26 protein-coding genes and 1 pseudogene are annotated in these 26,523 nt (G+C 57.7%); 4 read left to right on the top strand and 23 right to left on the bottom strand.

What is annotated here, in order from left to right:
• Positions 1–578 precede the first annotated feature (578 nt).
• The 7 genes from ASD12_RS10755 to ASD12_RS10725 all read right to left on the bottom strand — a co-directional run bounded on the left by ASD12_RS10755 (position 579) and on the right by ASD12_RS10725 (position 6,180).
• A complete protein-coding gene (locus tag ASD12_RS10755; protein WP_200953692.1) occupies positions 579–1,307 on the bottom strand; it encodes an SDR family oxidoreductase in 729 nt (242 codons plus the stop codon).
• A 45-nt stretch (positions 1,308–1,352) separates the two neighbouring features.
• Entirely contained in the window at positions 1,353–1,922 is a 570-nt protein-coding gene (gfa, locus tag ASD12_RS10750; protein WP_056585208.1) for an S-(hydroxymethyl)glutathione synthase, read from the bottom strand.
• 64 nt (positions 1,923–1,986) lie between these two features.
• Positions 1,987–3,114, bottom strand: coding sequence for an S-(hydroxymethyl)glutathione dehydrogenase/class III alcohol dehydrogenase (locus ASD12_RS10745; protein ID WP_056585206.1), 1,128 nt, complete (start codon positions 3,112–3,114; stop codon positions 1,987–1,989).
• A 74-nt stretch (positions 3,115–3,188) separates the two neighbouring features.
• On the bottom strand, positions 3,189–3,956 hold the full coding sequence (locus ASD12_RS10740) for an SDR family oxidoreductase (RefSeq protein WP_056585204.1): 768 nt from the start codon (positions 3,954–3,956) through the stop codon (positions 3,189–3,191).
• Positions 3,957–4,013: 57 nt separating this feature from the next.
• The gene (locus tag ASD12_RS10735) at positions 4,014–4,799 is read right to left on the bottom strand and encodes an MOSC domain-containing protein (protein ID WP_056585202.1); all 786 of its coding nucleotides are present in this window, start codon (positions 4,797–4,799) and stop codon (positions 4,014–4,016) included.
• 72 nt (positions 4,800–4,871) lie between these two features.
• Complete coding sequence (locus ASD12_RS10730; RefSeq protein ID WP_056585200.1) at positions 4,872–5,678, bottom strand: alpha/beta hydrolase; 807 nt, start codon at positions 5,676–5,678, stop codon at positions 4,872–4,874.
• A 46-nt stretch (positions 5,679–5,724) separates the two neighbouring features.
• Positions 5,725–6,180 (bottom strand): flavodoxin domain-containing protein, encoded by a 456-nt coding sequence (locus tag ASD12_RS10725; protein WP_056585198.1) that lies wholly within the window; start codon positions 6,178–6,180, stop codon positions 5,725–5,727.
• Positions 6,181–6,941: 761 nt separating this feature from the next.
• Between ASD12_RS10725 and ASD12_RS10720 the strand changes: the two genes are divergently transcribed.
• On the top strand, positions 6,942–8,315 hold the full coding sequence (locus ASD12_RS10720; protein ID WP_156398578.1) for an aminotransferase: 1,374 nt from the start codon (positions 6,942–6,944) through the stop codon (positions 8,313–8,315).
• Positions 8,316–8,435: 120 nt separating this feature from the next.
• Here the strand turns inward: ASD12_RS10720 and ASD12_RS10715 are convergent, their stop codons facing one another.
• The 10 genes from ASD12_RS10715 to ASD12_RS10650 form a co-directional block, all read right to left on the bottom strand.
• Positions 8,436–9,323, bottom strand: a complete 888-nt coding sequence (locus ASD12_RS10715) for an alpha/beta hydrolase (protein ID WP_056585194.1) — start codon at positions 9,321–9,323, stop codon at positions 8,436–8,438.
• 48 nt (positions 9,324–9,371) lie between these two features.
• The gene (locus tag ASD12_RS10710; protein ID WP_082525366.1) at positions 9,372–9,980 is read right to left on the bottom strand and encodes an alpha/beta fold hydrolase; all 609 of its coding nucleotides are present in this window, start codon (positions 9,978–9,980) and stop codon (positions 9,372–9,374) included.
• A gap of 269 nt (positions 9,981–10,249) precedes the next feature.
• Entirely contained in the window at positions 10,250–10,429 is a 180-nt protein-coding gene (locus tag ASD12_RS10700; RefSeq protein ID WP_156398569.1) for a hypothetical protein, read from the bottom strand.
• A 357-nt stretch (positions 10,430–10,786) separates the two neighbouring features.
• The gene (locus ASD12_RS10690) at positions 10,787–12,268 is read right to left on the bottom strand and encodes an APC family permease (protein ID WP_056585186.1); all 1,482 of its coding nucleotides are present in this window, start codon (positions 12,266–12,268) and stop codon (positions 10,787–10,789) included.
• Between the two features lie 326 nt (positions 12,269–12,594).
• Positions 12,595–13,011 carry a nuclear transport factor 2 family protein gene (locus tag ASD12_RS10685; protein ID WP_056585183.1) on the bottom strand — a complete coding sequence of 139 codons (417 nt, stop codon included), beginning with the start codon at positions 13,009–13,011 and terminating at the stop codon, positions 12,595–12,597.
• Between the two features lie 44 nt (positions 13,012–13,055).
• Positions 13,056–14,258, bottom strand: coding sequence for a cytochrome P450 (locus ASD12_RS10680; RefSeq protein WP_162252240.1), 1,203 nt, complete (start codon positions 14,256–14,258; stop codon positions 13,056–13,058).
• A gap of 42 nt (positions 14,259–14,300) precedes the next feature.
• Positions 14,301–14,564, bottom strand: a complete 264-nt coding sequence (locus ASD12_RS10675) for a hypothetical protein (RefSeq protein WP_056585180.1) — start codon at positions 14,562–14,564, stop codon at positions 14,301–14,303.
• 471 nt (positions 14,565–15,035) lie between these two features.
• Positions 15,036–15,248 carry a hypothetical protein gene (locus tag ASD12_RS10670; RefSeq protein WP_056585177.1) on the bottom strand — a complete coding sequence of 71 codons (213 nt, stop codon included), beginning with the start codon at positions 15,246–15,248 and terminating at the stop codon, positions 15,036–15,038.
• A 111-nt stretch (positions 15,249–15,359) separates the two neighbouring features.
• On the bottom strand, positions 15,360–16,679 hold the full coding sequence (locus ASD12_RS32990; RefSeq protein WP_162252239.1) for an FAD-dependent oxidoreductase: 1,320 nt from the start codon (positions 16,677–16,679) through the stop codon (positions 15,360–15,362).
• Positions 16,680–17,227: 548 nt separating this feature from the next.
• Complete coding sequence (locus ASD12_RS10650; protein WP_056585170.1) at positions 17,228–17,440, bottom strand: cold-shock protein; 213 nt, start codon at positions 17,438–17,440, stop codon at positions 17,228–17,230.
• A 522-nt stretch (positions 17,441–17,962) separates the two neighbouring features.
• Between ASD12_RS10650 and ASD12_RS10645 the strand changes: the two are divergent.
• The 3 genes and pseudogenes from ASD12_RS10645 (at position 17,963) to ASD12_RS10635 (ending at position 21,102) form a co-directional block, all read left to right on the top strand.
• Positions 17,963–19,382, top strand: a pseudogene (locus ASD12_RS10645) (NAD-dependent succinate-semialdehyde dehydrogenase).
• A gap of 701 nt (positions 19,383–20,083) precedes the next feature.
• Positions 20,084–20,674 (top strand): DUF433 domain-containing protein, encoded by a 591-nt coding sequence (locus ASD12_RS10640; RefSeq protein WP_056585168.1) that lies wholly within the window; start codon positions 20,084–20,086, stop codon positions 20,672–20,674.
• Positions 20,671–21,102, top strand: a complete 432-nt coding sequence (locus ASD12_RS10635) for a type II toxin-antitoxin system VapC family toxin (RefSeq protein WP_056585166.1) — start codon at positions 20,671–20,673, stop codon at positions 21,100–21,102. Before ASD12_RS10640 ends, ASD12_RS10635 begins: the two co-directional genes overlap by 4 nt.
• A gap of 271 nt (positions 21,103–21,373) precedes the next feature.
• Here ASD12_RS10635 and ASD12_RS10630 read toward each other — a convergent pair whose 3' ends face one another.
• The 6 genes from ASD12_RS10630 to ASD12_RS10610 form a co-directional block, all read right to left on the bottom strand.
• A complete protein-coding gene (locus tag ASD12_RS10630; RefSeq protein WP_156398567.1) occupies positions 21,374–22,690 on the bottom strand; it encodes a hypothetical protein in 1,317 nt (438 codons plus the stop codon).
• Entirely contained in the window at positions 22,671–22,892 is a 222-nt protein-coding gene (locus ASD12_RS32985; protein ID WP_082525362.1) for a hypothetical protein, read from the bottom strand. The genes ASD12_RS10630 and ASD12_RS32985 overlap by 20 nt, the downstream gene beginning before the upstream one ends.
• Before the next feature lie 564 nt (positions 22,893–23,456).
• Positions 23,457–23,711: a hypothetical protein gene (locus ASD12_RS10625; protein ID WP_156398566.1), complete on the bottom strand. Its 255-nt coding sequence runs from the start codon at positions 23,709–23,711 to the stop codon at positions 23,457–23,459.
• 42 nt (positions 23,712–23,753) lie between these two features.
• The gene (locus tag ASD12_RS10620; RefSeq protein ID WP_056585160.1) at positions 23,754–24,365 is read right to left on the bottom strand and encodes a GIY-YIG nuclease family protein; all 612 of its coding nucleotides are present in this window, start codon (positions 24,363–24,365) and stop codon (positions 23,754–23,756) included.
• Positions 24,366–24,618: 253 nt separating this feature from the next.
• Positions 24,619–25,320 carry an SMC-Scp complex subunit ScpB gene (locus ASD12_RS10615; RefSeq protein WP_056585158.1) on the bottom strand — a complete coding sequence of 234 codons (702 nt, stop codon included), beginning with the start codon at positions 25,318–25,320 and terminating at the stop codon, positions 24,619–24,621.
• Positions 25,321–25,325: 5 nt separating this feature from the next.
• Positions 25,326–26,348, bottom strand: coding sequence for a DUF1403 family protein (locus tag ASD12_RS10610; protein WP_056585318.1), 1,023 nt, complete (start codon positions 26,346–26,348; stop codon positions 25,326–25,328).
• Positions 26,349–26,523 lie beyond the last annotated feature (175 nt).

The raw sequence follows: 26,523 nt of genomic DNA, 5'->3' as shown, positions 1-26,523 counted from the left end.
ATTTCCTCCGATCAGTTTGACGTGTCAGGCAGACTTTGACCGATCAGTCCAAGTCCTTTTGTTGGACTGAGCTTATCCAGTCAGATCGGGGTTGGCTCGGCGCCGGTTGACAACTGCTACGCCAAACCTGCCAAAATGGAGCTTGAAGCCCCAGGCAACATCATTGGAAGCGCTCTATACGAGGACAAGCCCATACGAATGCCAGACGTGTCGACTAAGTGTGGCCTTGCTACTTTTGAGCAATCGCAGCCACCGATTGGCCGGTTCGCAGTAGTCAGTGTCCGATACTGCCCTTCTGCCGCAGCCAGTTCCCCGTAGCCACAAAATGACCAACGCAGATATGTTCTATAGTTGCTGTTTGAATCTGCTGGACAAGATCAGCCCGAGGACTGTCCCACTGGGGCAAGCCTATCGAGGGAAGCCATATGAATCGGCATAAATGGTGACACATGCTGCGCGGATCATTGGCAGAGTTGAGATCCGCGCAGTGTGCCCACTCGGGCGAAAAGACGACTCCGCAAACTCGGGAAGAGAGGAAAGTGCGACGACGCTGGCGCTAGCCGCACCTGAAAAACGGGCTATTGAGCGGTGAAGCCGCCGTCGATCACATGTTCTGCGCCGGTAATGTAAGCCGACTCATCTGAGACAAGGAACAGAGCGAGTGAGGCAATCTCCTCGGGGCGGGCGAACCGCTTCAATGGGACGTGGTCAGCATTGTAGCCTCTGCCTTCGATCATGGGGGTTTCCGTGTCCCCCGGATGAATGCTGTTGACGCGAATATTCGAGGGTGCCAGATCCAGTGCGGCAGCCTTAGTCATCCCACGAACCGCCCATTTTGTGGCAGTGTAAGCAAAGAACCCGGGGTAACCCACGATGCCAGCCGTCGAAGAGACAGTTATGATCGACCCTCCACCCGCGCTTTTCATCGAGGGGATGACAGCTTTCATCCCGAGAAAAGCACCGACCTGCATGACATCGACCAAAAAGCGATAGGTCTCCAGACTCGTCTGCTCGATCCCTTCCTCAACCAAGATGCCTGCATTGTTGACCAATGCGTGGATGGGTCCGTCAAAATGCCTCTCGGCTTGACTGACGACATTAGCCCAACCCTCTTCGCACCGCACATCGAGTTCGACGAACGCAGCCGCGTCGCCGATCTCCTTGACGAGCGTCGCGCCCTGAACACCACTTCTATTGGCGATCAAGACTCGAGCCCCTTCCGAAGTGAACCGCCTCACCTGGGCAAGCCCCATCCCGCTCGTCCCGCCGATGACGATGATATTCTTACCTTTTACTCTTCCAGTCACGTTGCTGTTCCTTCCAATCGCTGCTGCATCCCGATCTTCCTCGGATTACGACGGACCTACGCCATTCTTCTTCGCGGTCCAGGTGGCGATGTAGTCCATCAGGGCCGGGTTGAGGCAGTCATAGGGTTCCAGGCCAATTGACTTCAGCTGCGCGCGGATGCCGTCCATGCGCTTCGGATCGACACCGGATTCGATGATCGACGAGACGAAGGCGGTGAAGCCCGGCGGCGACCAGCCGTCCTCGACGAAGCGCTCGGGATGGATGAAGGACAGGCCCTTGAACGGATGGTCGCGCTCGACCGGGCCGTGCATGTGGACGCCGCAACCGGTGCAGACGTGGCGCTGGATCAGCGCTGCCGGATCGACCACTTTCAGCTTGTCGCCGTTCTCGACGACGGTGACGTCGCCGGTACCGGCGACGGCAACGACCGAGAAGATCGCGCCATCAGGCTTCCAGCACTTGGTGCAGCCGCAGGCATGGTTGTGGGCGATCTTGCCCTTCACCTTCACCTTCACAGGCTTGCTGGTGCAGGCGCAGACCAGTGTGCCGCCGGCGAAGCTTGCGCTTTCCCTGGGCAGGCCATTGTCGATGCTGTGATGCAGTTTCTCGTTCATGAAATTCCTCCCTTGTTGAACCTGTACAACGTCCATGTGTATCCGCGGTGGATAGCTTTCTTCGTCAATAGACCACGACGCTACGAATGCTCTTGCCCTCATGCATGAGGTCGAAGCCCTTGTTGATGTCCTCGAGCTTGAGCGTGTGGGTGATCATCGGGTCGATCTGGATCTTGCCGTCCATGTACCAGTCGACAATCTTGGGCACATCGGTGCGGCCGCGCGCGCCACCGAACGCGGTGCCCATCCAGGTGCGACCGGTGACCAGCTGGAACGGCCGCGTCGAGATCTCCTGGCCGGCACCCGCCACGCCGATGACGACCGACTTGCCCCAGCCGCGATGCGACGCTTCCAGCGCCTGGCGCATCACCTTGGTGCTGCCGGTGCAGTCGAATGTGTAGTCGGCGCCGCCGATCTGGTCGGCGCCGCGCTTGGTCATGTTGACGAGGTGCGGGACGACGTCGCCGTCGATCTCCTTGGGATTGACGAAATGCGTCATGCCGAATTTCTCGCCCCAGGCTTTCTTGTCGTTGTTCAAATCGACACCGATGATCATGTCGGCGCCGGCAAGCCGCAGGCCCTGGATGACGTTGAGGCCGATGCCGCCGAGGCCGAAGACCACCGCTGTGGCGCCTTGCTCGACCTTGGCGGTGTTGATGACCGCACCGATGCCGGTGGTGACGCCGCAGCCGATGTAGCAGATCTTGTCGAAGGGGGCGTCCGGGTTGACCTTGGCCAGCGCGATCTCGGGCAGCACGGTGAAATTCGAGAAGGTCGAGCAGCCCATATAGTGAAAGATCTTGTCCTTGCCGATCGAGAAGCGCGACGAGCCGTCCGGCATCAGGCCTTGCCCCTGCGTGGCGCGGATCGCCGTGCACAGATTGGTTTTTCTGGACAGGCAGGACGGGCACTGCCGGCATTCCGGCGTGTAAAGCGGGATGACATGGTCGCCCTTCTTCACCGAGGTGACGCCCTTGCCGACATCGACGACGATGCCTGCGCCCTCATGGCCGAGGATGGCTGGAAACAGGCCTTCGGGATCGGCGCCCGACAGCGTGAACTCATCGGTGTGGCAGATGCCGGTCGCCTTGATCTCGACTAGCACTTCGCCGGCACGTGGGCCTTCGAGCTGGACCGTCATGATTTGCAAAGGCTTGCCGGCTTGAACAGCAACAGCGGCGCGTACGTCCATGTTTTCCCCTAGGTAGTTGTTCGTTTTCAACTTGGAAGGCGCGGTCGCCTTCACATTGCAGGCTCGAACGGACGCTAAAACGCATCTCGAGCGGCGGTCAGCCAACCGCCATCAATGACGAACGAACTGCCGTGTACAAAATCGCCCTCGTCGCCTGAAAGAAAGGCCGTCAAGCGAGCGATCTCCTCCGGACGGCACCAACGTTGAGCCGGGGTTTTCATGATGCCTTCGTTCATATCCGGAAGAGCGTCGGTTCCGCCATGCAGTGCCATCGGCGTTGCCGTGGCTCCGGGGCAGATGGCATTCACACGGATGCCCTTGGCCCCGTACTCGAAGCACAACTGCCTGGTCAGACCCAGGAGCCCATGTTTGGAAGCCGTATAGGCCGATCCTCCACCGGCGGCACTGAATGAAGAGAGCGAAGCGATGTTGACGATCGAACCCTTCTCCTGCCGCAGCATGTGGGGAATGACGTACTTCGACATCAGAAACGGGCCAGTCAAATTGATTGAAAGGACCCTTTCCCAGTCCTCAAGACTGACCGTATGGGCCGGCTCATAGGTATCGAGGACGCCGGCGTTGTTGACAAGAACATCAATGCGACCCCAGTGCCCAACGATCTGCTCGATCGTTTTGGCAACGCTGCTTTCAACTGAGACGTCTGCACGGAAGGTCTTGGCTCTTTCCGGGTTACTTAGGAGCCGAACGCTTTCGTCGATTTTCGACTGTGTACGGCCGATCGCCGCAACAAAAGCGCCGCGGCCCGCGAATTCTTGCACCATCGCACGGCCCATCCCGGATCCGGCGCCGGTGATAGCTACAACTTTGTTCTCATAGTCCATGCTAAGATACCTTTTGCGCAGGTCGGATCCCAAGAATGAGCCTAGGTTTGTCCACGGCTACACGAATGAAACTGCGTCACCCACCGCGACCTCTCCGGAGCAGCGAACTTCCGCATAGGAAGCAAATCCCGGTGTGGCGTAGTCAACCATCAGCCCGTCCGGTAGATTCACACTTTGTCGGAATCCCATCAAAGCGGGGATCGTACGGGCGTTGTTGACCCCTGTGTCCGGATCGAGTTGCGTTACGACACAGCGCGGAACCGAGCTGCGAATTCGCAGAACAGCGGAACCGATCCGCATCGTTTTGCCGTCCCAGCCGTCCTCGGCAAAAGGCTCCTCATGCTCGATCACTAAATTCGCCCTAAAGCGACGGTAGTCAACGAGAGAGCCCATCCGCTTGCTGAGGTCATCCAAGGAGCCCGTCGTAACAAGGGTGATCGGCAGCACATCGATCCCGTCTCCATCCCTAACGACTCTCACAATCGTCACCGCCTTGCCGGAAAACTTTCCCAAGCGATTGTTCCACTCCCCCTCGACCTTGCGGACTGCGATGTTGCGCATTCCGAGGAAGTCGAGATCGAACGTTTCCTCGCTCAACAAACAGTCCTCGGCCACCCAACTTCCGTCCGGATATGTCAACATCAGAGCGTTCTTCTCTTCGTCGAAGTCGAACTTGAGCGGCAGGTAATGCCGGTGATGACCAGGGGGTAGCGGGCTTCCGGACTCATCGAGCAAAACGAACTGACGATCGCCCGCGATGCCTCGGGCCGTCACGGATGCCCGTTCGAGTTCGAGCAATCGTGTGGCCTTCACGTGAGCCATTCCAATATGTTTGACCTTCATGAATCGGAACCTGTCATAGCAACCAAAATTGGCTTTCGCCTGACGCCGCAACGCTTCGGTGCGACCAGATCGCTAATGAAGAGGCTCCCATGCGCTGCCGCTGAGAAACTCCATGATATCCTTTGCCGCCATCTCGGGACTTTCCCAGATTACGGAATGACCATAGTCGACGTAGGTTTTGTACTTCGCTTCTGGAAGGACTTTCTTTACGTCTTCCTGATCTTCCGCATTGAAAAATTGGTCCTTGTCTCCCCACATAACGAAGACCGGCGCCTTGATATTTTGCGCCACCATCGACCAGTTCGTGACCCGGAAAGCGACAAGGCATCCGAGCCAAGTCTCGTAGGGAACCTCTGAGGCTTCCTGCTTGAGGTACCTCATGATGATCGGATTGATCGGATGTGGATTCCAGGTCCATTCCTCAAGGAATTTGTCATTTACATCGAGCGGATAGGTTTGTTTCTCGATTGTTTCGACAAGCCAATCGGCCACGGCCGATCCAGGCTGCAGCGCTGTGGCTAGCAAAACGACTTTGTTGACTTTGTGACCGTACAAGGCAGCAAAGATTACCGCGGTCATCGACCCCATCGAGTGGCCGACGAGATCCGCTTTTTCGATACCAAGCTTATCCATGAACTCACCTAGATCCGCGGCGAAGCTCAAAAGATTGATATCCCTCTTGACCTTCTCGCTGTCTCCGTGACCGCGAAGGTCGATCGTAATGAAGCGCCGTGACTTCAGGTAAGGCGGAGGGGCACTCAAGTCTCCCCATTCGACATAGGCAAGTTCAATGCCACTTTGGATCGTTACCTTTTTCTTTGCCTGGACCCAATCGTCCTGGCTGGGAGGTAGGATCTCGCTGCTTTCCACCGTTGGCATTCCAGTACTCCAACTTTTGCCGGAACCGTATCGACAAATGTTGGGCTTAAGCGGCCCGGCGACCAAGCTCTGGCAGGTATTTACTGACCCAATCGACGGCAACTTGCGACAATGCCAGCCCCTTGGCTGCATCGTGACGGCCGGTATCTCCGATCTGCTGGGCTCCAAGATTGCGCAGCAAACCAGATACGACATCAATCCCGTTGCCATAGGTCTCGTAGGTGCTATCACCCAGACCAAATGCAGCGAATTTGAGAGCAGACAAATCGGGGCGGATCTCTGCCAAGGCGTCATGAAAGGGCTTGGTTGTTTCGGGCAACTCACCTTCACCGTAGGTCGAGGTGATCACGATTGCGAACCCTGTCGCGGCCAAGTCCGACACGTCGCAGTCCTCCATCGGGATGACCTGGGCGCTTTCGCCATTGTCGCGAATATACTGCGCAATATCGTCCGCAGCCATTTCAGAGTTGCCGCTTTCTGTCCCAAAAAGCACCTTGATCATTCATCAGTTCCCTTTTTTATTCGGTCAGATTGCTCAGATCATCCGGATTATGTTGCCAGGTTTGGTTTGTTGAGCGAATTTTTCAGGGGCCGCGACGGACAGCATTTGCGGTAAGTCCGTAATTTTTCTGCGGCACCGATCTGGGCCCGCAGTCGCCAACGTTGGATTCACTAACGCCCTGCACATTGATCCGGCAGACACCGAGACGGCGCACGTTTGTTTTGCTTGGCCCCCTCCTGCTCAGCGCTTTTGCAAGCACGCTCCATGATCCACGACAATAGGATTAATTGGCGCCATTGGCAGATGGGTTCTTGCCAAGAATTACGCCGAAGGGGACAAACTTCCTGCGGCAACGCGCCGACGCCCGCGGGAACAATCGGTGGCTCCTGGGACATGTACAGCAAGGCGAATTACTGCTCCTTGCGTCTGCTGGCGGTATGTTGCCGATAGGCTCTAAAGCTTCCGGAGGTGAGCCAATCTGCCCATTCCAGGGGGTCGAATTCGGTACCAAAAAAGTTTGCAGGAAGAGCGTGCTGCTCACTTAGACGTACGACCGGGCATCGGGCAGCGGCATGGCGATGAGGCTGTGTTGATAGGCTGCGCCGAGATAGGCATGTGAATTGCGTCGTTGCTAACTATCGTTAGTTTGTGCTTAATACTCAAGGAACCCGGCTGAGGACACCGCACATAATCCGCGCAGCGTCCAGAACTGAACTACCTAACGGAAATTCCGCAAATGAGAGGAGGAAGACATGAACCTGATGACAACGGTAAATTCCATGGAAGCGCGCGACATCAATTATGTCCTGCATTGCCATACTAACCACGTCAAACACAAAGAAGTCGGCCCGACGATTATCGTGCGCGGCGAAGGCGTCTTTGTTTACGACAACGACGGCAACCGCTTTCTCGAAGGCATGTCCGGCATGTGGTCGGCGGGACTTGGCTTCAGCGAGAAACGGCTAGCTGACGCAGCAATGCGACAGTTCGATACTCTTCCATTCTACCATACATTTTGGCACCGCTCGACGCCGCCGACCATCGACCTTGCGGAGAAGTTGGTCGAAATGGCACCGGTCCCCATGAGCAAGGCGTTTTTCAACGCATCTGGCTCGGAAGCGATTGACACCGTGATCAAGCTGCTATGGCATCGCTCGAACGCGATGGAACAGCCGAAGCGCAAGAAAATTCTTTCGCGCAAGCGCGCTTACCACGGCGCAACCATCGCGACCAACAATCTGACGGGGCTCGATGGCAACCATATTGGCCATGACTTGCTTATGCCCGTAGTGCGCTTAAGTTGCCCCCATTTCTACAGTGAAGGTTTGCCAGGCGAAACAGAAGAAGACTTCGCGACACGTCTTGCTGTCGAGATGGAAGATGCGATCATTGCCGAAGGGCCGGAAACGATCTGCTGCTTCATCGCTGAACCCGTCAACGGCGGCGGCGGGGTCATTGTACCACCGGCGACCTATTGGGAAAAAATCCAGTCTGTCCTAAAGAAATATGACATTCTGTTCGTGGCCGACGAGGTCATTTGCGGTTTCGGTCGCACCGGCAAGATGTTCGGCACCCAGACTTTCAACCTTGAACCTGACGTTCTCGTCTATTCCAAACAGCTAACCTCATCCTACATTCCTTTCGCGGCTTTCCTCTTCAACGAGAAGGTTATGGGTCCGATCTATGACGCGAGCGAAAAGTATGGCGGCATGTGGCACGGGTTCACGACTTGTGGCCATCCGGTAGCCTGCGCATTGGCATTGGAGACCATTCGTATCATCGAGGAAGAAAAGCTCGCTGACAACGCAGCGGTCATGGGTGAACGTCTGCGCGCGGGTTTTCGGAAGTTCCTGAACCACCCGCTTGTCGGAGAGGTTCGTGGCGTTGGTCTTTTGGCCGGTGTTGAACTCGTCCTCGACAAGGAAAAGAAAACCGCACTCGGAACTGTTGGAGAGCTTGGCGCCATGATGGCTGATCGGATGCAGGCCAATGGGGTGATCACCCGGCCGACCTATGATGCCGTTCTGTTTGCTCCGCCGATGATCATTAAATCTGAAGAGATCGACATGATCGTCGACGCCTTTGGCAAATCTTTGGACGAAGTTCTTGAGCAAGTGACACTTCTAAAGCGTTAACCCAATAGAACTGAACTGGGCTTGCTGGCCCAGTTCAGTTCCTGCAGCTGCTCGAAAGCGATCGCTACCAGCATCCGGGTCATGCGTGCCCGCCATGCTCACCTGGCGGGCAATCTCTGGTCAAGGAGTCAAAAACCCATTGATCTCCTTCGCGGCTTTCTCTGGTTGCTCCCAGAAGAAATTATGCCCAAGTCCGGTGAAAGTTTTGTATTCTGCGGCAGGCAGCAACTCTTTCAGACGGGTTTGGCTGGCGGCATCGAACAGCGGATCCTGATCGCCCCAGATGACTAACGTCGGAGCGGTGATGCGCGAGGTAATCGAACTCCAATCCGTCGGGGTGAGCGCCCTGAGTACACCCATCCAGACCTGAGCAGGAACAGCGGCACTTTCGCCGCGTTCTCGGGTTATGAAATCTTCATTCACCGGCGTTGGGTTCGCATACCATGCCTTCATAAATTCCGAATTGGGATCGATCGGATATTTCAGTTTCGGTACATTGTCCCACAGCCAGTCAGCTGTGCCTTTCGGAACATTGGTGGCGGTTGACAGCAGCACCAGCTGATCGACACGTTCGGGGTAATAGGCGGCCAGAGTGGCGGCTGTCATAGAACCCAGCGAATGGCCAACGACATCAGCCTTGTCAATATGCATCACCTCCATAAAGGCGTTCACGTCATGGGCAAACGAGTCGAGCCCATAGCAGCAGTCAGGTGCTGCGCTGCCGCCATGGCCGCGCAAGTCAAGGGCGATCAAACGCCTCCCTGTAAGAAGCGGTGCAAGCATCGACCAGGCGCGGCTGTTGTCGGTATAGCCATGCAACAGCAGCACCGGTTGACCATCGGCGGCGCCCATCTCGACATAGCTAAGCATCTGCCCGTCCGCAGTGGTCACCGTCTTGCGGGCGGCGTTCCAGTCTGCCTGCGAAGGCACAGGTGTATCGGCAGCCGCCGGCGCGGCGAATGATAGAAAAACTGCAAGCAATCCTTGGCTGACCATCATTTTAAACATAGTGCCATCCTCGTTATATTGTTGAGTTATAGGTATGTTCCCTTTGCGCTAGCGGGCAAGGAACCGATTGATTACCTTCGCGGCTTTCATGGGTTGCTCCCAGATGAAATTGTGGCCAAGCCCCGGGAAGGTTTCGTACTGTGCGGCGGGCAGCACCTCTCTCACGCGGCTCTGGCTGGCAGCACCAAATAAGGCATCCTGATCGGCCCACATGACAAGCGTCGGGGCGGTGATGCGCGTGGCGAGCAGGCTCCAATCGAGCACGGTAAACGCCTTGAGGACACCCATCCAGACCGGCGCGGCAACCGAGGCGCTTTCCGCGCGGTCGCGGGTCAGAAAGTCTTCTTCCATCGGCGTCGGGTTCGAGAACCAGGCAAGCATGAATTCCGAATTCGGGTCGAGCGGATGGCTAAGGTTGGGCACGTTGTCCCAAAGCCAATCGATGGCTTCTTTCGGAAAGCTTACCGCTGTGGAAAGGAGGGCCAGCCGATCGACGCGTTCGGGGTAAAAGCCGGCAAGCGCGGCCGCAGTCATTGAGCCGAGCGAATGGCCGACGACATCGGCCCTATCGATGCCCAGCGCCTCCATAAAGCCATTCACGTCATGGGCCAACGTGTCGATGCCGGTAGCTGCCGGCTGGGATTGCGCTACCACCATGGCCGCGCAGGTCCAGCGCGATCAGCCGCCGTCCCGCCAGATAGGGGGCCAAAGGCGACCAGGCGCGGCTATTGTCGGTATAGCCATGCAGCAGCAGTATCGGCAGACCATCGCGGGCGCCCATCTCGACAAAGCTAAGTCTCTGCCCATCAGCCGTGGTCACCGTCCTGCGTGCTGCGTTCCAGCCGGCTTGCGAAGGCACGGACGTATTGGCGCACCCGGTAACATTGTCTGGCTGGCCCTCTTTTGGTGTTGGTTCGCACATGTCATCAACCGCCGGGGATCGACAGTTCGGCCCAAGCGTCGAAGCCGTCGGCAAGAGAGCCGGTCGAAACCAGCGTTATTGGCTTGATGTCAACGCCACCGTTAGGACCCTCTGTGCGTACCTGCCGGGTCGCACGACCAGCGAAAGCACCGAGTTTGGCGTTCCAGTCGCCCAGAACCGGCATGATCTCGACTTGCCGTATCCCGAGGTGATTGATGGTGGGGCAAAAGGTTAAAAGCGCCTCGATTTTGTGGCCATCTGGGAAAGTTAGACTCATCTGCGCCTCATACGCATGGATTCAAGCGGTAGATAAGCCCGTGCTTGCTCGGGGAAATCAGACAATCCTGGCCATCGAGCAGCACAAACCTGCGATCACCCGCAATGCCGGTTGATGTGATCATCGTGCTGTTGATGTTGAAAAAACGAGTGCACTTAACATGCACCATTCCAAGGCTGTGAACCTGCAAGAGATAAAATCTCTCAATCAGGGCCATGGTAGTACGGGGGCGGATGCGCGGGGTGCGCAGCCGCCCCCGTCTACTCATGTCCGGGCGATAGCGTCGAAAATGCGTTCAGCGCGACCGAGTTTCTCGTAGAGGTCATTGCGATTGAACTTGTAATGGGCCGCAAGACCTGCACCCAGCACAAAGACCCCGATCAGCACGAAAATGATCCAGTTGTTTGCATCCGGTTCTCCGCCAACAATGAAGTGGAGGTGCAGCGCGGTGAAGATCGCGACACTGAGAAGTGCCGCCCCAGCGATTGCCGGCGCGATAAACACTTTGAAGGCGTTCTCGCCCTTCGGAACTCCGGTCTGGGCAAACCAGCCGATCACAGCGACGCAGACCAACCCCATCAAGAAGATGACGCCAATCGAGCCAATGCCGACCACCATGCCGTAGAGCAGGCTGCCGCTGATGCCAGTCAAGTAACAGCCAAGCAACAGCAGACCAACGATGGCGCCGGCAGCTGTCGAAGAACGGTGAGGCGAATGGTGCCGACTGTGAACCGCCGCCAGTGATGACGGCAGCGCTTTGTCAATGGCAAGGTTGAAGATGTAGCGCGCAAGCACGTTATGGATGGACACAATCGCGGCGAAGGTGGACAGCGCGACCGAGCAGCGGGCGATCTTGCTGAAAAGTGGGGAGACGAAAATGCTGCTCGAGGCTGTGAACATTCCTGTGGGATCATTTTTGGCCGCATCCCAGGCTCCGGCGCCAAACGCCGAGGTCATCGCATAGCAAGCCAATGTGTAGAGCAGGCCGATGAGGATCACCGCACCATAAGTAGCGCGCGGGATCGTCTTGTCAGGATCGCGGACTTCGTCGCGAAACAATGCAGTCGCCTCAAATCCCATGAAGACGAGGATCGCGTAAAGCATCGTTACAGCCATATCACCTTCAGAGAAGGCCTTTAAGGTGAAAGGCACGGAACTTAGCCCTTCCTTGCCGCCTGCAGCCAGCGTGCAAAGGCTGTAGACCACCACGATGATCACCTCAATCACCATCGCCCAGGTCAGGACTTTTGCAGAAATCTCGATATGCAAATAGCCCAAGGCCGACACCGCCAACCAAGCTGCGATTGCCCATGGCACCCATGAGGTTTCCGGCCCCCCAAAAGCCGTGATCACTGAGGCCACGCTTATTCCGCAGAATATGGTACTGCCTGTCAACACGCAGAGATAGGAGAAGACGGCAAGGAATGCAGCGCCGAGGCCCGTGATGCGGCCCAGCCCGGAACTGATGAATGCATAAAAATCGCCTGGTTTAGGAACATTGCGCGCCATGGTCACGTAGCCGATTGCAAAGAGGCCCAGAACGATCGACGCAAACACAAAAGCAAGCGTCGCCCCTGGCCCCCCGAAATAGATTGTGAATGGGATGAACCCATCGACAACCGCCATAGGCGCCGAAAAGGCAAGAACCGTCAGCATTAGCGAGAGGGTGGTCATCTTCCCCGTCAGGCGTATGTCACGGCTGGGTGGAGATTCGATCACTCCGGAACCGATTGTTGTGTCTGTCATTTACGTTCCCCTGTTGTTTTCTTCGAAACGAGTTTGGTTAGTCGTTTTCAACAAAGCGCGGTCCTTCTCCACATTCTGCGAACCCGACTGGCACTGCGGAAGTTACTGCTCGTTCAGCATTTTTCTTTTTGGCCGAAATCTCGCATTTCGGCAGATCCCTATAACTAACATTCGTTAGTTACATCAAGGCATATGAGACTTCTTCAGCGGCTGGATTGAGCGGCTGCTTGCGTCCCCCTTCGGGCTTCACAAGCTTAACAGACCCGGCCCCGCAACTAAGTCATCCTGCCTCGCTAAAAGTTGCGGCCCGCCCGTTTGCTTTTTCGTTATTGCTTCAAGGCGAAGTCAGTTCCCATTCCAAAGAACTGTGACAAGCATTTCCACTTTCCATCAGCTTTTGTCCAAATGAGTTGGATCTTGTAGGCGAGTGTTTCTTCAGTTGTGTCAACAGGGACGATTGTGCCGATCAAAAACTCTGACACGACATTGTCTGATAACTGGATAAGGCTCTCGCGATCGTTTTTCCAGCGATACTTGCCAACGATATCGCGGTAGAGTGAGACCATCCCGCTCCGGTCACGCCAGGTCATATCGGCACCGCCAACAACCCAAGCATCATCGGTAAAAAATTCATCTCCGAGTAGGGCCGCGTCGGCGTTTTCATACGCCAGACGCATCAACTCATGCTGTGCATCAATAGCTGCGACGGTTTCTTTGCTGATAGTCTGATTTGACGTGGTCATCGCTTATTCCCATTGGGGCTTGCTTCAGCTTAATTTAGGCCATCTCAACTGACGAGCCGCAGTGGCAATCGGAGGTAGCGCGCTGAACGGTCATCATGTCCGTAGATTGGCGCACCGCCGAGCTCAATCCGCTGAACGCGCGCAGCCAGCGTGTTGAACACCGCTGTCGCTTCCGCCTGTGCAATGACAGTTCCCGGGCAGGAATGCGGACCTGCCCCAAAGCTGATATGCGGCACGGTGTCGGCTGGGCGGTCCACCCGGAACTCATGAGGGTTATCAAATGCCTCTGGATCGCGATTCGCGCTCGCAATCAGGAAACGGATATGGCTATCCACAGGGATAGTCACGCCAGCGATTTCAAGCGGCTCGGTGGTGAACCGCTCAAAGGACATTTCTGCAGTGTGAAGACGCGCAAGCTCATTCAGAATGGCATGGTGCTTTTCAGGAGCATCGCGCCACATGGTGAAGAACTCGGGCCGACGCGCAAATAGTTCCAGGCCACCCGCGATAAGATAGGCCGCGTTTGGCGTACCAGTCGCCCAGAAGAGGATCAGCGCTTCGTTTAACTGGACTTCAGTCATCTCACCAGCAACGACCAGCTCAATCCAATTGGAAAGTGCGCCGGGCTGTGGGTTCGTGCGTGCATTGGCAATATGGTGCTCGACCCGATCCTGTAGGAAAGCAAAGGCAGCCACACAACGCTCTTCCTCTGCATCGGTCACCGCCGCGCCAAGTCCGATCATCGCGTCACGCATGTATGCCGAGCCCGCATCGTAACCGTCGTTGGGCACACCCAGGGCTTTGCACATGGCATGGTGCGCGGGCATCAGGGCAAGATCGCGAAAGCCTTCCACCATGCCATTGGGACCGAGATCATCTATCACCCGATTGACTTCGGCTATGCTGGCTTCGATCCATTGCGCCGCCATTTTGGGTGTGAACCATTTGTTCGACAGCCGACGCAGCGCAGTATGTTCAGGGGGATCCGTGACGATTATCGAATCCTTGAATCTGCCCCAGGCCCCTTTCACGATCCAAGCCGGCGCGTGCGACGTCAGAGAAGAGTGCTTACCGAATTTTGCTACATCGGCGTATCGAGAGACATTGTAGGTGTTCGATCCGTTGGGATCGAGATAGACGGGCGCCTGTTGGCGCAAGACATCGTACCACGGGTAAGGATTGGCTCGAAATTGCGGGTCAGTCCAAGGCAACAGCGTTTCAAGCGCGGTTGAGATTTGCATGTTCATCATTGATCCCTCGATCTTGGCGTCAGCTGGCAAGAGCTGGTATCAGCGCGCCAGTCCAGCGCACCGCGACATCACAATCGCCGCGTCGTGGTGGCCCGTTACGCCAATTTGTTTGGCACCCAGCACGGTCATCGACTCAGATGCCTGATCGATGCCATTCCATTCGGTTTGAAAGGTGCCGTCACCTAAACAACGCATGCTATTTTGCACAGCTGTCGCCATCCGTAGACATCGCCCCTCGCCCAGTGCTTTGATGCGATCGATCCTCCATGACGCATCCAAGCACGCCACATGGTGCGAGAACATGCCAAATCCTGCCAAGAAATACGTCGAAGAAGACAAAGTTCCTGCGCTAGACGCACCGACACAAACCGGCCTTTGGACGGACCTGATAACCGAGCGTAACGCGAACGCCATGGGACATCGGGGCCATCTCACGCCGTGATTCCGCCTCGACAAGGTGTGTGTGCCCGAGCAGAACCTGGTCGGTGCCGACGGGGCGGAAGAGACATCGTAATGGCAAGTTTTGTCGCCACACACCGCTCTTGTCGATGTCATGTCCACGGGTGTCATGCGGGCATTCGATTGCGCCCTCAGATACGCAAAGACCGAGCGGCGGGGTGGGGCCGCCCCAATTGTCGAGCACCAGGCGGTTGGATATGCGCTGGCCGACGCCAAGGCTTCGCTGGAATCCGCCCGTCTCTCAGTTGGCGTGCTTGTTGGCGGCCGACGCTCAGGTCGCGAGGGCGGCCGAGCTTGCCCCATGGCGCGCACCAACTAGATGCCGCTGCCGTCCGAATCCAGCTTTGACCGTATTGTGTTGATGGCGTCCACGATGGCATCGGCAGTCTGCTGGTCTAGAGCGATATCCAGCAGGCCTTCAGTTGTCAGGATAGAGAGGATGCCAAGAGCGCCTCTCTCGTCCCTGACTGTGCTGACATGGATTTCGGTCGGCACGAAAGGCAGCGCCTTTTTTCCGGTACGCGTCATTGGTACTCTTTGCCCATTTTTAGGCCGCGCGGTGACGATCGCGTAACCCAGCAATGATTTCAAACTGAGACGCGATCCAATCGTCAGTTCCCTTTTGTGTATCCAGAATTCTCAGATCATCCTGATTATGTTATCGGGCGTCGTCTGCTGGGCGAATCTGCCGGGGGCTGCGATGGATAGCATCCGCGGAATGTCCGTAATTTTCCTGCGGCATCGATCCGGATTCGCAGTCGCCAACTCGTGTGAATCGATGTTTTTCCAACCTCGGAAGTCGACGGCGTAGGGTTCGATTGTCTTTTCGATCGCAGTGAAGCCCTTGGCATCTACGGACAGGTCGCCGGCTTTGAATTGCGCTATGATAGCTTCGACACCGGCCTTGGCCACTCGCCGGTTCTCGGCAACTGTCCCTTTACCGTCTCGACTTAACCAACCCGTGCGGAAAACATTTTTTCCAACCCAGTGTTCGACGTCGCCCGTAGCGGCTTCGCTAAATCTATTTGCAAATCCGATCGCAGTAATGATGGAGTCGACCTCGAACTCCGAAGGAAGCTCTTGTGTGTGACGACGGACCGTCAACAGGCTTCTGTCGCTGCTTTTGGCAACCCTGAGCGGATCGGCCTCAAAATGGAACGTCACACGGATGCGGCTGTCCAAGACGCCATTGCCGGGATCTGTCCCAGGGTTTGCATCGAGGTGCTGTGAAAGAAGTCGGTAACGCTGGCAGCCTTCCTGTGCCTCTCTCAGGCCAGTCACGGCAATGGTTACAGACGGTAGATGCAATATCTCCTTCAGCATTGACAGGTCGAACTTGGCGCTGGAGACCGACGAGCGGCCAAAAACGTCGATAGAGCGAATTCGTTCTGCCCGAAGCTCCGAGAGACGTTTGTCATCAACGTCGGACCCTTGGAAATTGTGAATGGACTTTGACAGAATGCGGATAACGTCCATTGCGACATTTCCGTTTCCGACAACGGCCAGCCGCTCGCCAAGCGGCGCCAATGCTCCGTTCGAAAGGAGCGGTAAATGAACTTCCGGGTGGCCATTCAGCGCTTTTAAAATTGAGCCTGCCCCAAGGACTCGGCTGCGATGGTCAACCTCTGCAGTCAGTCCACGATCGCTGTTCAAACCGGTCGCAAGAACGACGATATCAAAATTAGATGCAAGGTTCTCGAAAGCGAGATTTTTCCCGACCGTGACGTTTCCCGCGAAACGAACGTTTTCACGTTCGAACAGCCGATCAAATTGGGCCGCGACGGCCTTTGTCCCTTGATGGTCGGCGGCGACTCCATAACGAAGAAGGCCGTATGGCACAGGTAAAGCTTCGAAGACGCAGATCTCGGCGTGCGGCCATTCCTTTCGAAGGAATTGAGCCGTGTAACAACCCGCAGGGCCGCTTCCGATGACTGCGATACTGGGCTGGGGCTCGACCAACACTGCCTCCTCCGACAGATAACTAACGTACGTTAGTTTAATAAATACAAGCGACTTCCATGCCAAGCCCTGATCGCTTGCATCCTGGGTGGAATTGGCGTTTTTTCAGCTGCGCCCCGCACACCAATCCGGCAGATGCCAAGCTATGTCTATTTAACTTGCCGGCCGTCAATACCCACCAGGAATAGCTGATTGCACGGCGCTTTTGCGCGTCGCAAGGTTAGCTCCGTAGGCAGAATGCCGTGAAAGTGTTGCAGCACGGGCTCCTCGTCCGATGCATACTTGATGCGATCGATCCTCATCGAGGCATCGAAGCGTTCATTGTCCAATATAGAACTAAATAGTGCCAGATGCGTGCCGGATCTTGCCAAGAAATACGTCGAAGGAGACATCCTTTCTACGGATGAACGCCTAAACCGCGCGTGCTTCCAGCAATCTGCTGCTCCAGCCTTCCGGTCGAGCCCTGCTCTCGCTCGCTCTCATCGCGCGGCGTCAGACACCCTGGACCTACCGCGTCGATCCGGCTGTCGCCAGGAGCAGCAGAAAATTCAGCCGGCTTTGCTGAGGCTGCCAGCTGAGGACTTGCCAGTGCGGGGGTCCTGTTCGATTTCATAGTTGATCTTCTGGCCATCAGTGAGAGTCGAGAGGCCCGCTCGTTCAACGGCGGAAATGTGGACAAAAACATCCTGACCGCCATTGTCGGGCTGGATAAATCCAAATCCCTTTGTGCTGTTGAACCACTTCACCGTTCCGGTCGCCATATGCGTTTTCCTTTGTAACAATTGCAACGTGGGTAGGCCGTCAGGCCAGTCCCGATTCATAACCGAAACGTCTGCGTTCGGCCCAGCAAAAACGAGAAATTTGCAAGCCCCGGTTTGACCGGCGGCTTAACCCCTCATGGACCGTCCAGCATCCGCCCGTTGGGCTCACGTTACGACACGTTTTATGTCCGCAATGCGATACCCGAGACGGACGGGCTATAAGGCAAGCGCTACCAGCCAGGGCGACGAGACGTTGATGATGGCTTGGGGACAAATGGGGCTGTGAACGACGCCGCCGGCGGAGGTTTGGGGCTTGCCAATGTCGACGGAAGCTGGCCGTCAGCCTTCCCCCGCGGCGGGTCCCCCCGGCCCCAAGGGACGCACGACTTTTCGTGAGAGGTGGTCCTATGCAAAAGCCATCCGTGCGCAGTAGATGTCCACCCGGCCGGACAGGCCAGGGCCTTTAAGGAACCGACATTGCCGCTGCTCCCGTCTTTGATCCGCCACCTCAAATCTCCTGACCTGTTTGGCAGCCTTGACCGCCTGCCGGCGCTTGGCAAACCAGTTAACGAGCGCACATTCATGGTCCTCAACCCATCGACGGGGAAGTGCTGGCAGAGCTTCCCGACATGGGCGTCGAGGAGACGCGCGCTGCGATCGCCAAAGCCTATAGCGCGCAACCTGGATGGGCGGCATTGACGGCCCGTGAACGCAGCGACGTTCTGTGGCGCTGGCATCAGCTCATTATCGACTACGCCGATGACCTTGCCGCGATATTGACCGCGGAGATGGGCAAGCCCCTTGCCGAGGCCAAATCGGAAGTGTCGCATGCGGCGGCGTACCTGCAATGGTACGCTGAAGAAGCCAACCGCATCTATGGCGAGACGATCTCCGCACCATCGACAGACCGTCGCTTGCTGGTGATCAAGCAGCCGATCGGCGTCGTCGGCACGATCACGCCATTGAATTTCCCGGCTTCCATGGTGGCGCGTAAGATTTCGCCGGCCTTGGCGGCGGGCTGCACGATCGTGCTGAAACCCGCTGAACAGACACCGCTCGTGGCGGGGGCAATGTTCGCCCTTGCGCATCAGGCTGGCTTTCCCGAAGGCGTGGTCAACCTGATCTACGCGATGCCGTCGGCCATGAACTCTGCACAAACCCCAAGGTCCGCAAGATCAGCTTCACTGGTTCCACCGAGGTCGGACGGCTGCTCATGCGCAAGTGCTCGGACCAGATCAAGAAGGTCAGCCTCGAGCTGGGCGGCAATGCGCCTTTCATCGTCTTCGACGATGCAGACGTCGATGCTGCGGTTGAGGGGGCGATCCAGGCGAAGTTCCGCAATGCCGGCCAGACCTGCGTTTCCGCGAACCGCCTTTACGTACAATCGGTCGTTCACGACGAATTTGTCGACAAATTCGTGGAGCGGGTTCGCCAACTTCAGGTTGGTGACGGTTTCGATCCAGGTGTGGCCGTCGGCCCGCTGATCGACAGGCAGGCCCTGGCCAAAATTGAATTGCATATTTCCGATGCCGTCGCAAAAGGCGGCGTAATTCGATGCGGGGGCAAACGCATTGGCAAGGACGGCACATTCTTCCAGCCGACGGTCCTCACTCAGGTCTCCAGCGAGATGACGATTGCGCGAGAGGAGACATTTGGGCCGCTGGCCCCGACCATTCGCTTCGACGATGCGGATCAGGTCGTGCACGAGGCAAATGACACGATCTACGGTCTGGCCGCCTACTTCTACGCCTCGAACTTGCAGCGTGTCTGGCGTGTGGCCGAGGCCTTGGAATATGGCATGGTGGGCATCAACACGGGACGCATGTCATCGGAAGCGGCACCCTTCGGCGGGATTAAGCAGTCCGGAATCGGGCGGGAGGGCTCCCGCCACGGGCTCGAGGACTACCTCGAAATGAAATACCTCTGCATGGGCGGCATCTGAAGCATCTGCTTGCGAAATTGTGGAGCGGCCCGCGCGGGGCTGCTGCTGCCGTAACACATCTCCCTAGTCTGGGGGGGTTCTCGATCTTGCCTTTCAGGTCGCCTAGTGCATCCATATGCGACGCATCATTGCACGTTCCAAGAAGCTCAATCGCCTCGTTCACGTTGCTGCTGGCATACGTCAGGTATTTCGTTTCCCTTGACCCACCCAACTTGACTCGACCCCTATTAGGCTGATCGTCCGAGAGAGCATGGCTGTCGTGCCGCGTCGGCTAGCCACAAGCAGCTAATGTAAACCTAGCGACGGGTGCACCAGATTGCCCTAACCCAAGACCATGAGCATCGGGACTTTCGGTACGGATGCCTGAAGATTCTCAGGAAATCCCGCCCAGTCGATTTGGTGGAAACCAAACCGACTGGCTGGCAATGCCGGCATGTCATCAAGCGGTTCTGCCGTGCCTGGCTTTCTCATTAGCATCAAAAAGGGTCGGGAAAGTCGACGATGTGCCCACGCAGTTAGAGCACTGCCGCGATGCGGCGTCTATTGTCCCGACGGTCTGGGTTTCTTCGCTTTTCCCAGGACCCAGCGGTTGCTTCGTCCGCCCGGCGCCGACACTAGCCCATCTCCGCGCCAACGGGCATAGCTTGCGGTCAGGCTAATTCCTCCCTATTTTCGGGACGAATTGTGAAGGAGATTTAGATATGGAAACCCTCACTGTAGCCCAGGCGGCGTTCGTGGTCGGGGAGTCCGTGGCCTCTTTCCGGAAAACGGTCGAGAAAGCTCCGATCCGGCCATCATCCCACGGTCCGAGAAAACGATGGACATTCGAGGTCAACGATCTGGTCTTTTTCCACGCCTATTCGGAGCTTAAGCTGGCGCTCACCGATGCCGGTCGGCAGGATCTTTATTCCGCACTGCGCGAAATACCTGCCGGACGCGAGGTTCGGATCGTTGCGTTCGGCAAACAGAAATATGACTTGAGCGACCATTATCGAGCAGTGGTTCGCCAACTGAAGAGACTGCGGGCTCTTCATGCCGAGATTGACGATTCAGGTGATGAGCCGCTGATAAAGGGCACAGGCATTGAGGCGCACCGCGTCGCTGCACTTCTCGCGGGCGGGGCTAGCCTTGAGCGAATTCTGGCTGATTATCCATCGCTTGATGAGGATAAGGTTCACGCCGCTGAATTATACGCCGCGGCCCACCCCAAGTTAGGACGGCCTTATCCGAAAACAACGGCGAAGAAGGCTATGGAAAGCGTCGACTTCAGCGCATTGGACGATCTTGCTTGAGATACTTGCTTGACACCAATGTCCTCAAGGAAGTTGGAAAACCTGACGCGCACCAGAACGTGAGGCGCTGGCTCGATTCGGTTGATGACAATGAGTTGGCAATCAGTGTGCTGAGCATCAAGGAAATCTTCAAGGGTATCGAGAAGCTCCGCGCCAAAAAGCCCGATGTCGCAGAAGCTCTGGAGATCGGTACGAGTGGCCTGGTGGCCGCGTTTTCTGGACGACTGATTGTGATCAACGACGACGTCGCCCGGGTTTGGGGAACCTATCTGGGAAGAAGCGACAAGCATGTTGTTGACAAAGGACTCGCCGCGTCGGCCCAGGTTCACGAGCTGGTCCTCGTGACACGCAACACTGCTGACTTCCAAGGCCTAGGCATCGCCGTACTTGACCCCTTTAAAGCCAGCCCGGTGAGATACACTGCCTGACTGAACGGGCGTTTCGCGGAACATGGCGCGTTCCCGCCCATGCTTTCATATCGCCGGGTCGAACGACGTAGGGCCTAGACACGAAGCTTGCTCATGGCGAGCCGCTGAAGCTGTGACAGCCTTTGCCCTATTCAATTGGTTTCAATTGGTTTCAATTGGATCTGAGCTCGGTCGCAGCCCTTCGCACAGCATTATACTCATCCCGGCTCATCGCCATCAGTCTCGACGACGGTTCTGAGCCTCCGTCGTGCTCACTGTACCATGCACCTCCTTAGGACCGCCGCGCCAAAGCGATCAGGAATCCCTCCCGATCGCTCGGTGGAATTCCTTTTTGACCCAGCGCCTGGCCGATGAGGGCGACGACGACGCGCCTCGCCAACTTCCGGGCGCGGAAGCGATCGGTGCTCGAGATCGAAGCCATTGGCCTGCCATGGACATAGGCGCTGCGCAAGTCAAACAGGGCCTTGAACTCGACAGCGGCGCCTCGATCATCGAGGATACGTGCGACCCGATCCATCATGATCTCCGTAACTTTGCGCCCCTTTCTTGGGTCCAATGCGGCCTTTCCACCATAGTCGGACTGGAGGCCGAGTGCCGCCTCGAGAACCGTCAAATGCGCGATGAACTCGTCGATGCCGGATGAATAGAAAGCCCGAACGAGGAAGTGTCGGACGGGCGTTTCGAACAGCGGTGATTTCGAGGCCCGCTCAAGTTCCGACCAAGCTTCCTCGTTGGCATATGTTGTCAAATCGGACGCCTCAGTCGCCAATTTGTAGTGGGCGGGCTCCTCAATCTCGACCGGCTCGCCGTATGAGTCCGTATAGATCTGCGGCAGCCAGGTGAGGCTGCTATCGACCGGCGGCGCCATCAGCCGAACGCACAAATCATCGCTAAGCGAATAGATCCAAGGAATTCGGAAGCCGCGCCAATCGACCTCCATGGCCTCCGACCAATCCTCCCATGGCGCGAGCAGCAGCAGGAACAGCGCCTGCTCCACTGCGCGGGGGAAACGATCCTCATGTGCGGTGATCGCACCGTAGTCGCGCGTGATCTCGTACATGAACGGGCTGGTTCGCGCACCGGGCTCGACGTCAATGGGTAGGTTTTCTTCGACAACGAGCCAGTAGAACTCGGATAGCCGTTCCCAATCGGGCCGCGCATTGGGAAAAGCCCGTGCAAGGCGGCGTCCGTCGACAACCTCCTGGAGCTCGCGCGCTGAGAAGCGACCTAGCCGGCTGCCGCCGAACACAACCGATGGCGGCCGGTCGGCCCAGTCGAGGGGGCAGAGGTGAACAACCTTGGCCGTCGTTGCCGTCAAAGCCTGGTGCAACTTTTCGGCAGCGACCTCGGCTGTGAGGGCCAAGTCTTTCTTGTCAGTTGGCAGCAGCATAGGGCACCCCAGTGATCTGAGGATTTCCCAGAGTGACGTGGTGAACCAGAACGCGGCACCGATCGGGTATGACGCGACACACGCCTGCTTGAGGCCGACGAACTCGGGAGTCTCGAAAGTGTTGTCGGGTCGAGGATCACGCCGCCGCCATAAAGCTGCGATGGCGTCGGTAACCTCTTCAGGTACAGGATTGTTCATACGCGCCCCTCGATTCGTCACTTTGCGAGCAAGCTGTAGATGCCGCAACAACAAAGGGAACGAACCACGCCTTCAAATCATCGTTCCAGCGGGCGCGAAGAAAGGTCTCTCGAAACAGCTCGACCGTCGTGCGATCATATGGAAATGCCGCCGTCGCGCCGGGACGATCGTTGCCGTTCGCGCTTTCCTTGCTACCGTTCATGTTTGATCAACACGCTGCGACCGGCAATCGCTTTTGTTCGACAACGTTCGAACCAGGTGCTCGGTTCTTGGGGACCCTCGATTCGGCCTTCACGTCGGCATCCCGTTGTTCATGCCGGCCCGGCTGGCGCTTGTTTCGGAAGGGCACCAAGCCAATGCTCTTTCTGGGGCACACCTTGCTCGTCCATGTGGCGGTCGTGCAGACGGGTTGATGCGGGGGGCTTTGTACGAAGTCTGTGGTCCTATTTCGGGCGAGGTGACGGTTGAGAAATAGCTACGAATTTCGGGACAAGCCTCACACACAAGGCATTTCCATAGCACAACATAGAGCCAATCGATTCCTACCACCGGCCGTTCAGTGCCCTTAGCGTACGATTTCGCACTGCTCTTGTTCCGACCCCTATGATGAAACAACAGGTGTCACGGCGGTGTTCGTCGGCCTCAGGACCGACGCAGCCGAACCTCGCACCTGGTACGCCAAGAAAGCCTCACGCCAAGAGAACTGAGCCCGACCTCGCAAACCAAGGCATGCTGATGCCTTCATTCGCGGAAGCTTGAACGTCCTCTAGCGATGCTCGCTGTCCAATTCTCCCCAGGCCGCGTCCCACAAGTCCTCGCTCTCGACCGCAACCACAGCCGTCGTTTTTCGATATTCGGCGAGCACCTCCGCTGCCGGCCGTCGCCGGTCCGTCACCGCATCCGCGTAACCTGTGTGTTCATGGCCGTCAGGTTCGAACCATTCCATGCGTTCGACGCTCGCCATGGAATCGCCCTTCGTCCCGCGCGAAATCCTGATGATAGCCGAGCCGCCGAAATCCATAATGTCCGCATCCATAGCGACGCGTCGCCACCGCCTAGCCATCTAACTCTCCACACCCATCTTGTTCCACGGTGGCTGGATCATTTTGATCAGCCCGGCTTCTAGCCCAGCGGCCGTGATCACCGGCAAGCCGTTCCACTCGAGCGCAGGGGGCATCGCGATGTAGATCTCGACGACTGTGCCTGCTGATACGTGTTCGTTGATGATCTGGTTTACGCGGGCGCTGGTTTTTTGCCCGGCCTGCCCGAGCCGGTAGTTTGACATACGGCTGCGGATGCCAGCCCGACTCACCCCGATGTACTTGATGAGACCGTCGACCACGAACACGTAGACGCCGGCGTCGCGTGGTGCGGAGGTGTCGAGCCCGATGCCGCCTGCGCCGTCGGCCACCCACATACCCAGACGCTCGAATCCGGCGTCCGCGAGCACGTCGATCGCGACATCGGCGCGAACCTTCGGGATAGGCTTTGACCTGGGAACAACGACGAGGCCACGCTGGAGGCCGCCTTCGATGCCGGCGTCGACGGCCACCTTGCGGACGTGTTGGTACCGGATGTTGAGGAAGTCCGCGACCTCCGTCCGCATGTAGCCTTCGTGCAACAGCGCGCGGATCTTCTCGCTCTTGGTCTCCAGCCCTGCGATGACGACAGTCATTTCACGCTTCATTGGCGAAGAAGCTGCGAGATCAGCTTATCGATGTCAACTGCTTCCACGGACGGCGTTGGCGGCGCCTTGTATCCAGGGCATGCCCAGTTCCTCAAGCCTTTGGCTTCGCGCGCACCCGCGCATTCGTCCTCCCTGCGAGCCATTGGCCGGCGGCTCTACCCGCAGTTAGCCCTGTGTAGCAGCGCCCGATACGACGCGACGCGTTCGTGCACAGCGTGAGGTCGCTTCCGTGACGTGTCGGTCACGCTGAAAGAGCCTCGTCATCGCCTTCTCCATCCTCGTCGGTCGTCGCGCCGATCAGCATCGCATCCGCTGTGGGGCTGTGTCGGTTCAACAAGCCAGCGTCTTCGAGGGCCTCCAGCTCAGGCAGGTCGCGAAGGGTCTCGAGCCCGAACTGCAACAGGAACTCTTTGGTCGTGACATAGGTATAGGGAGCGCCCGGTGTCGGACTGCGCGGACCGGAGGTTATCATGCCGGAACCGCGGAGATGGCCGATCAGGTCGCGAGAAATCTCCTTGCCGAAGAACGACGACAGTTCTCCACGCGTGATCGGCTGGAAATAGGCGATGTACATCAACACGAGCACTTCGGATTGTGTCAGGTCAACGGCTCGCTCGTTGCCACCGACCGCGGTCTGGATGGCGTCGGAATAGGCGGGCCGCGTCAGATGCTTCCAGCCGCCGGCGACGGCGACTAGGTCGTAAGGCCGGCCGCGCAGCTCCTCACGGATGTCGTCGATCAAAAGGTCGATGCTGCAGCTTTTCCCCACGATGCGCGCAAGCGTCTCGCGACCGACCGGCTCGCTGGCGGCGAAAATCGTCGCCTCGACACGGTTCATCCATTCCCGCCAGCGCACCGCCGGCGGCAAATGGTCCAGTTCCCGGTCGAAGAGATGGTCATCCGATCTCCCCTTCCCCGTTCGCGCGCGATCCGTCTCGGCCATCGTTCTCACAGCCCGAAAATGCGGAACGTGCTACGGCCGGACAGCTCGCGCACTGCCCCGAACTCTACCAGCCGATCGAACAGGCGGCGCAGGCCGCGGTCGCTCATCCCGATGTTTCTGTCTCCGCGCGATGCCATGATAGCATCCTCCGACAGCAATCTGTCGACGATGGCGTCTGCCCCTTTCGCCCGCAGCTTCGGCGCGACGGCGAGCAGCTTTTCCGCGCGGCGTCCAAGGTCCGCCGACAAGTCGATCGCGCGCAACGCTGCGCGCGCCTGGGCGGCGAGCAAACCCTTTGCAAGCCCCTGCCCTGACTCGACACCTTTTGTGGCAGCGACGAGGGTCAGTCGGTGGGACCCGCCGCGACCGATGCCCCAGCCAGGCTCGGCGCCGAGAAGCGGTACCGCATGTGCCCAGCCCAGGCGCTGCGCCAGCAGGGCGTCGGCGATCCAAGGTGCGAGCGTGCGCCCCAAGCCCCGGCGCTCGGCGGCTGCGATAGCGCCGGTCAGCATTCCGACGGTCCCGGCACTAGCGCCAAGCTGCAGAAGTTCGTCCACCAGATCGCCGACCGATTCATCATCGCGGTGACCGAATTCCGCCAGCACCGCCGCAAGATTATCTTCGGTCAGAAGATCTTCCACAGGCCGGGTTGCCAGGCGCCGCCAGGCGACGAGCAAAAGACCGGCAGGCCCGACGTTATCACCCGGTCGAGTGAGTAGTACGGCGTCGCGAAGGGCCGCTCCGTCCTCGACGCGGCCGGCTTGCTTTGCAGTGATCGCAGCAGTCGAAAGAGCCAGGCGCTGTCGCCAGGCCCCGGCCCATCGTTCCTGCTGGCGGACGACCGCATCGAGTGCGCCGATCACGGCGCCCGCCGCGATCGCCACGTCTTCAATGTCCTGTCCGGCAAGGCTTTGCGCGTCTGGGACCGCGCGGCGCATCCAGCTCGGCGCCGATGCCAACGGGGCGCCTCCAGCAACGCCTGCGGGTATGCCGTGATGGCGCGAGGAAGGTTTTGGACGCAGAATCATCGACAACACGATGAATCATGGCGGCGCTTTTGGCAATTTATTTGCACAAAATCCGCCGCGCTTGTCGCGATCTAATAACGAATGATAATGTTGCATTATCGTTCGTTTTGCGATCTGTATGAGAAATGGCCATTGTCGTTCGTTTTTCACCGGCGGACAGCCTCGTTTAGGCGTC

Origin of the sequence: Mesorhizobium sp. Root102 (genome assembly GCF_001425625.1) — a bacterium.
Taxonomy (GTDB): Bacteria; Pseudomonadota; Alphaproteobacteria; order Rhizobiales; family Rhizobiaceae; genus Mesorhizobium.
Note: the sequence above shows the minus strand (reverse complement) of the source record. Positions and strands in the feature narration are given on the sequence as shown.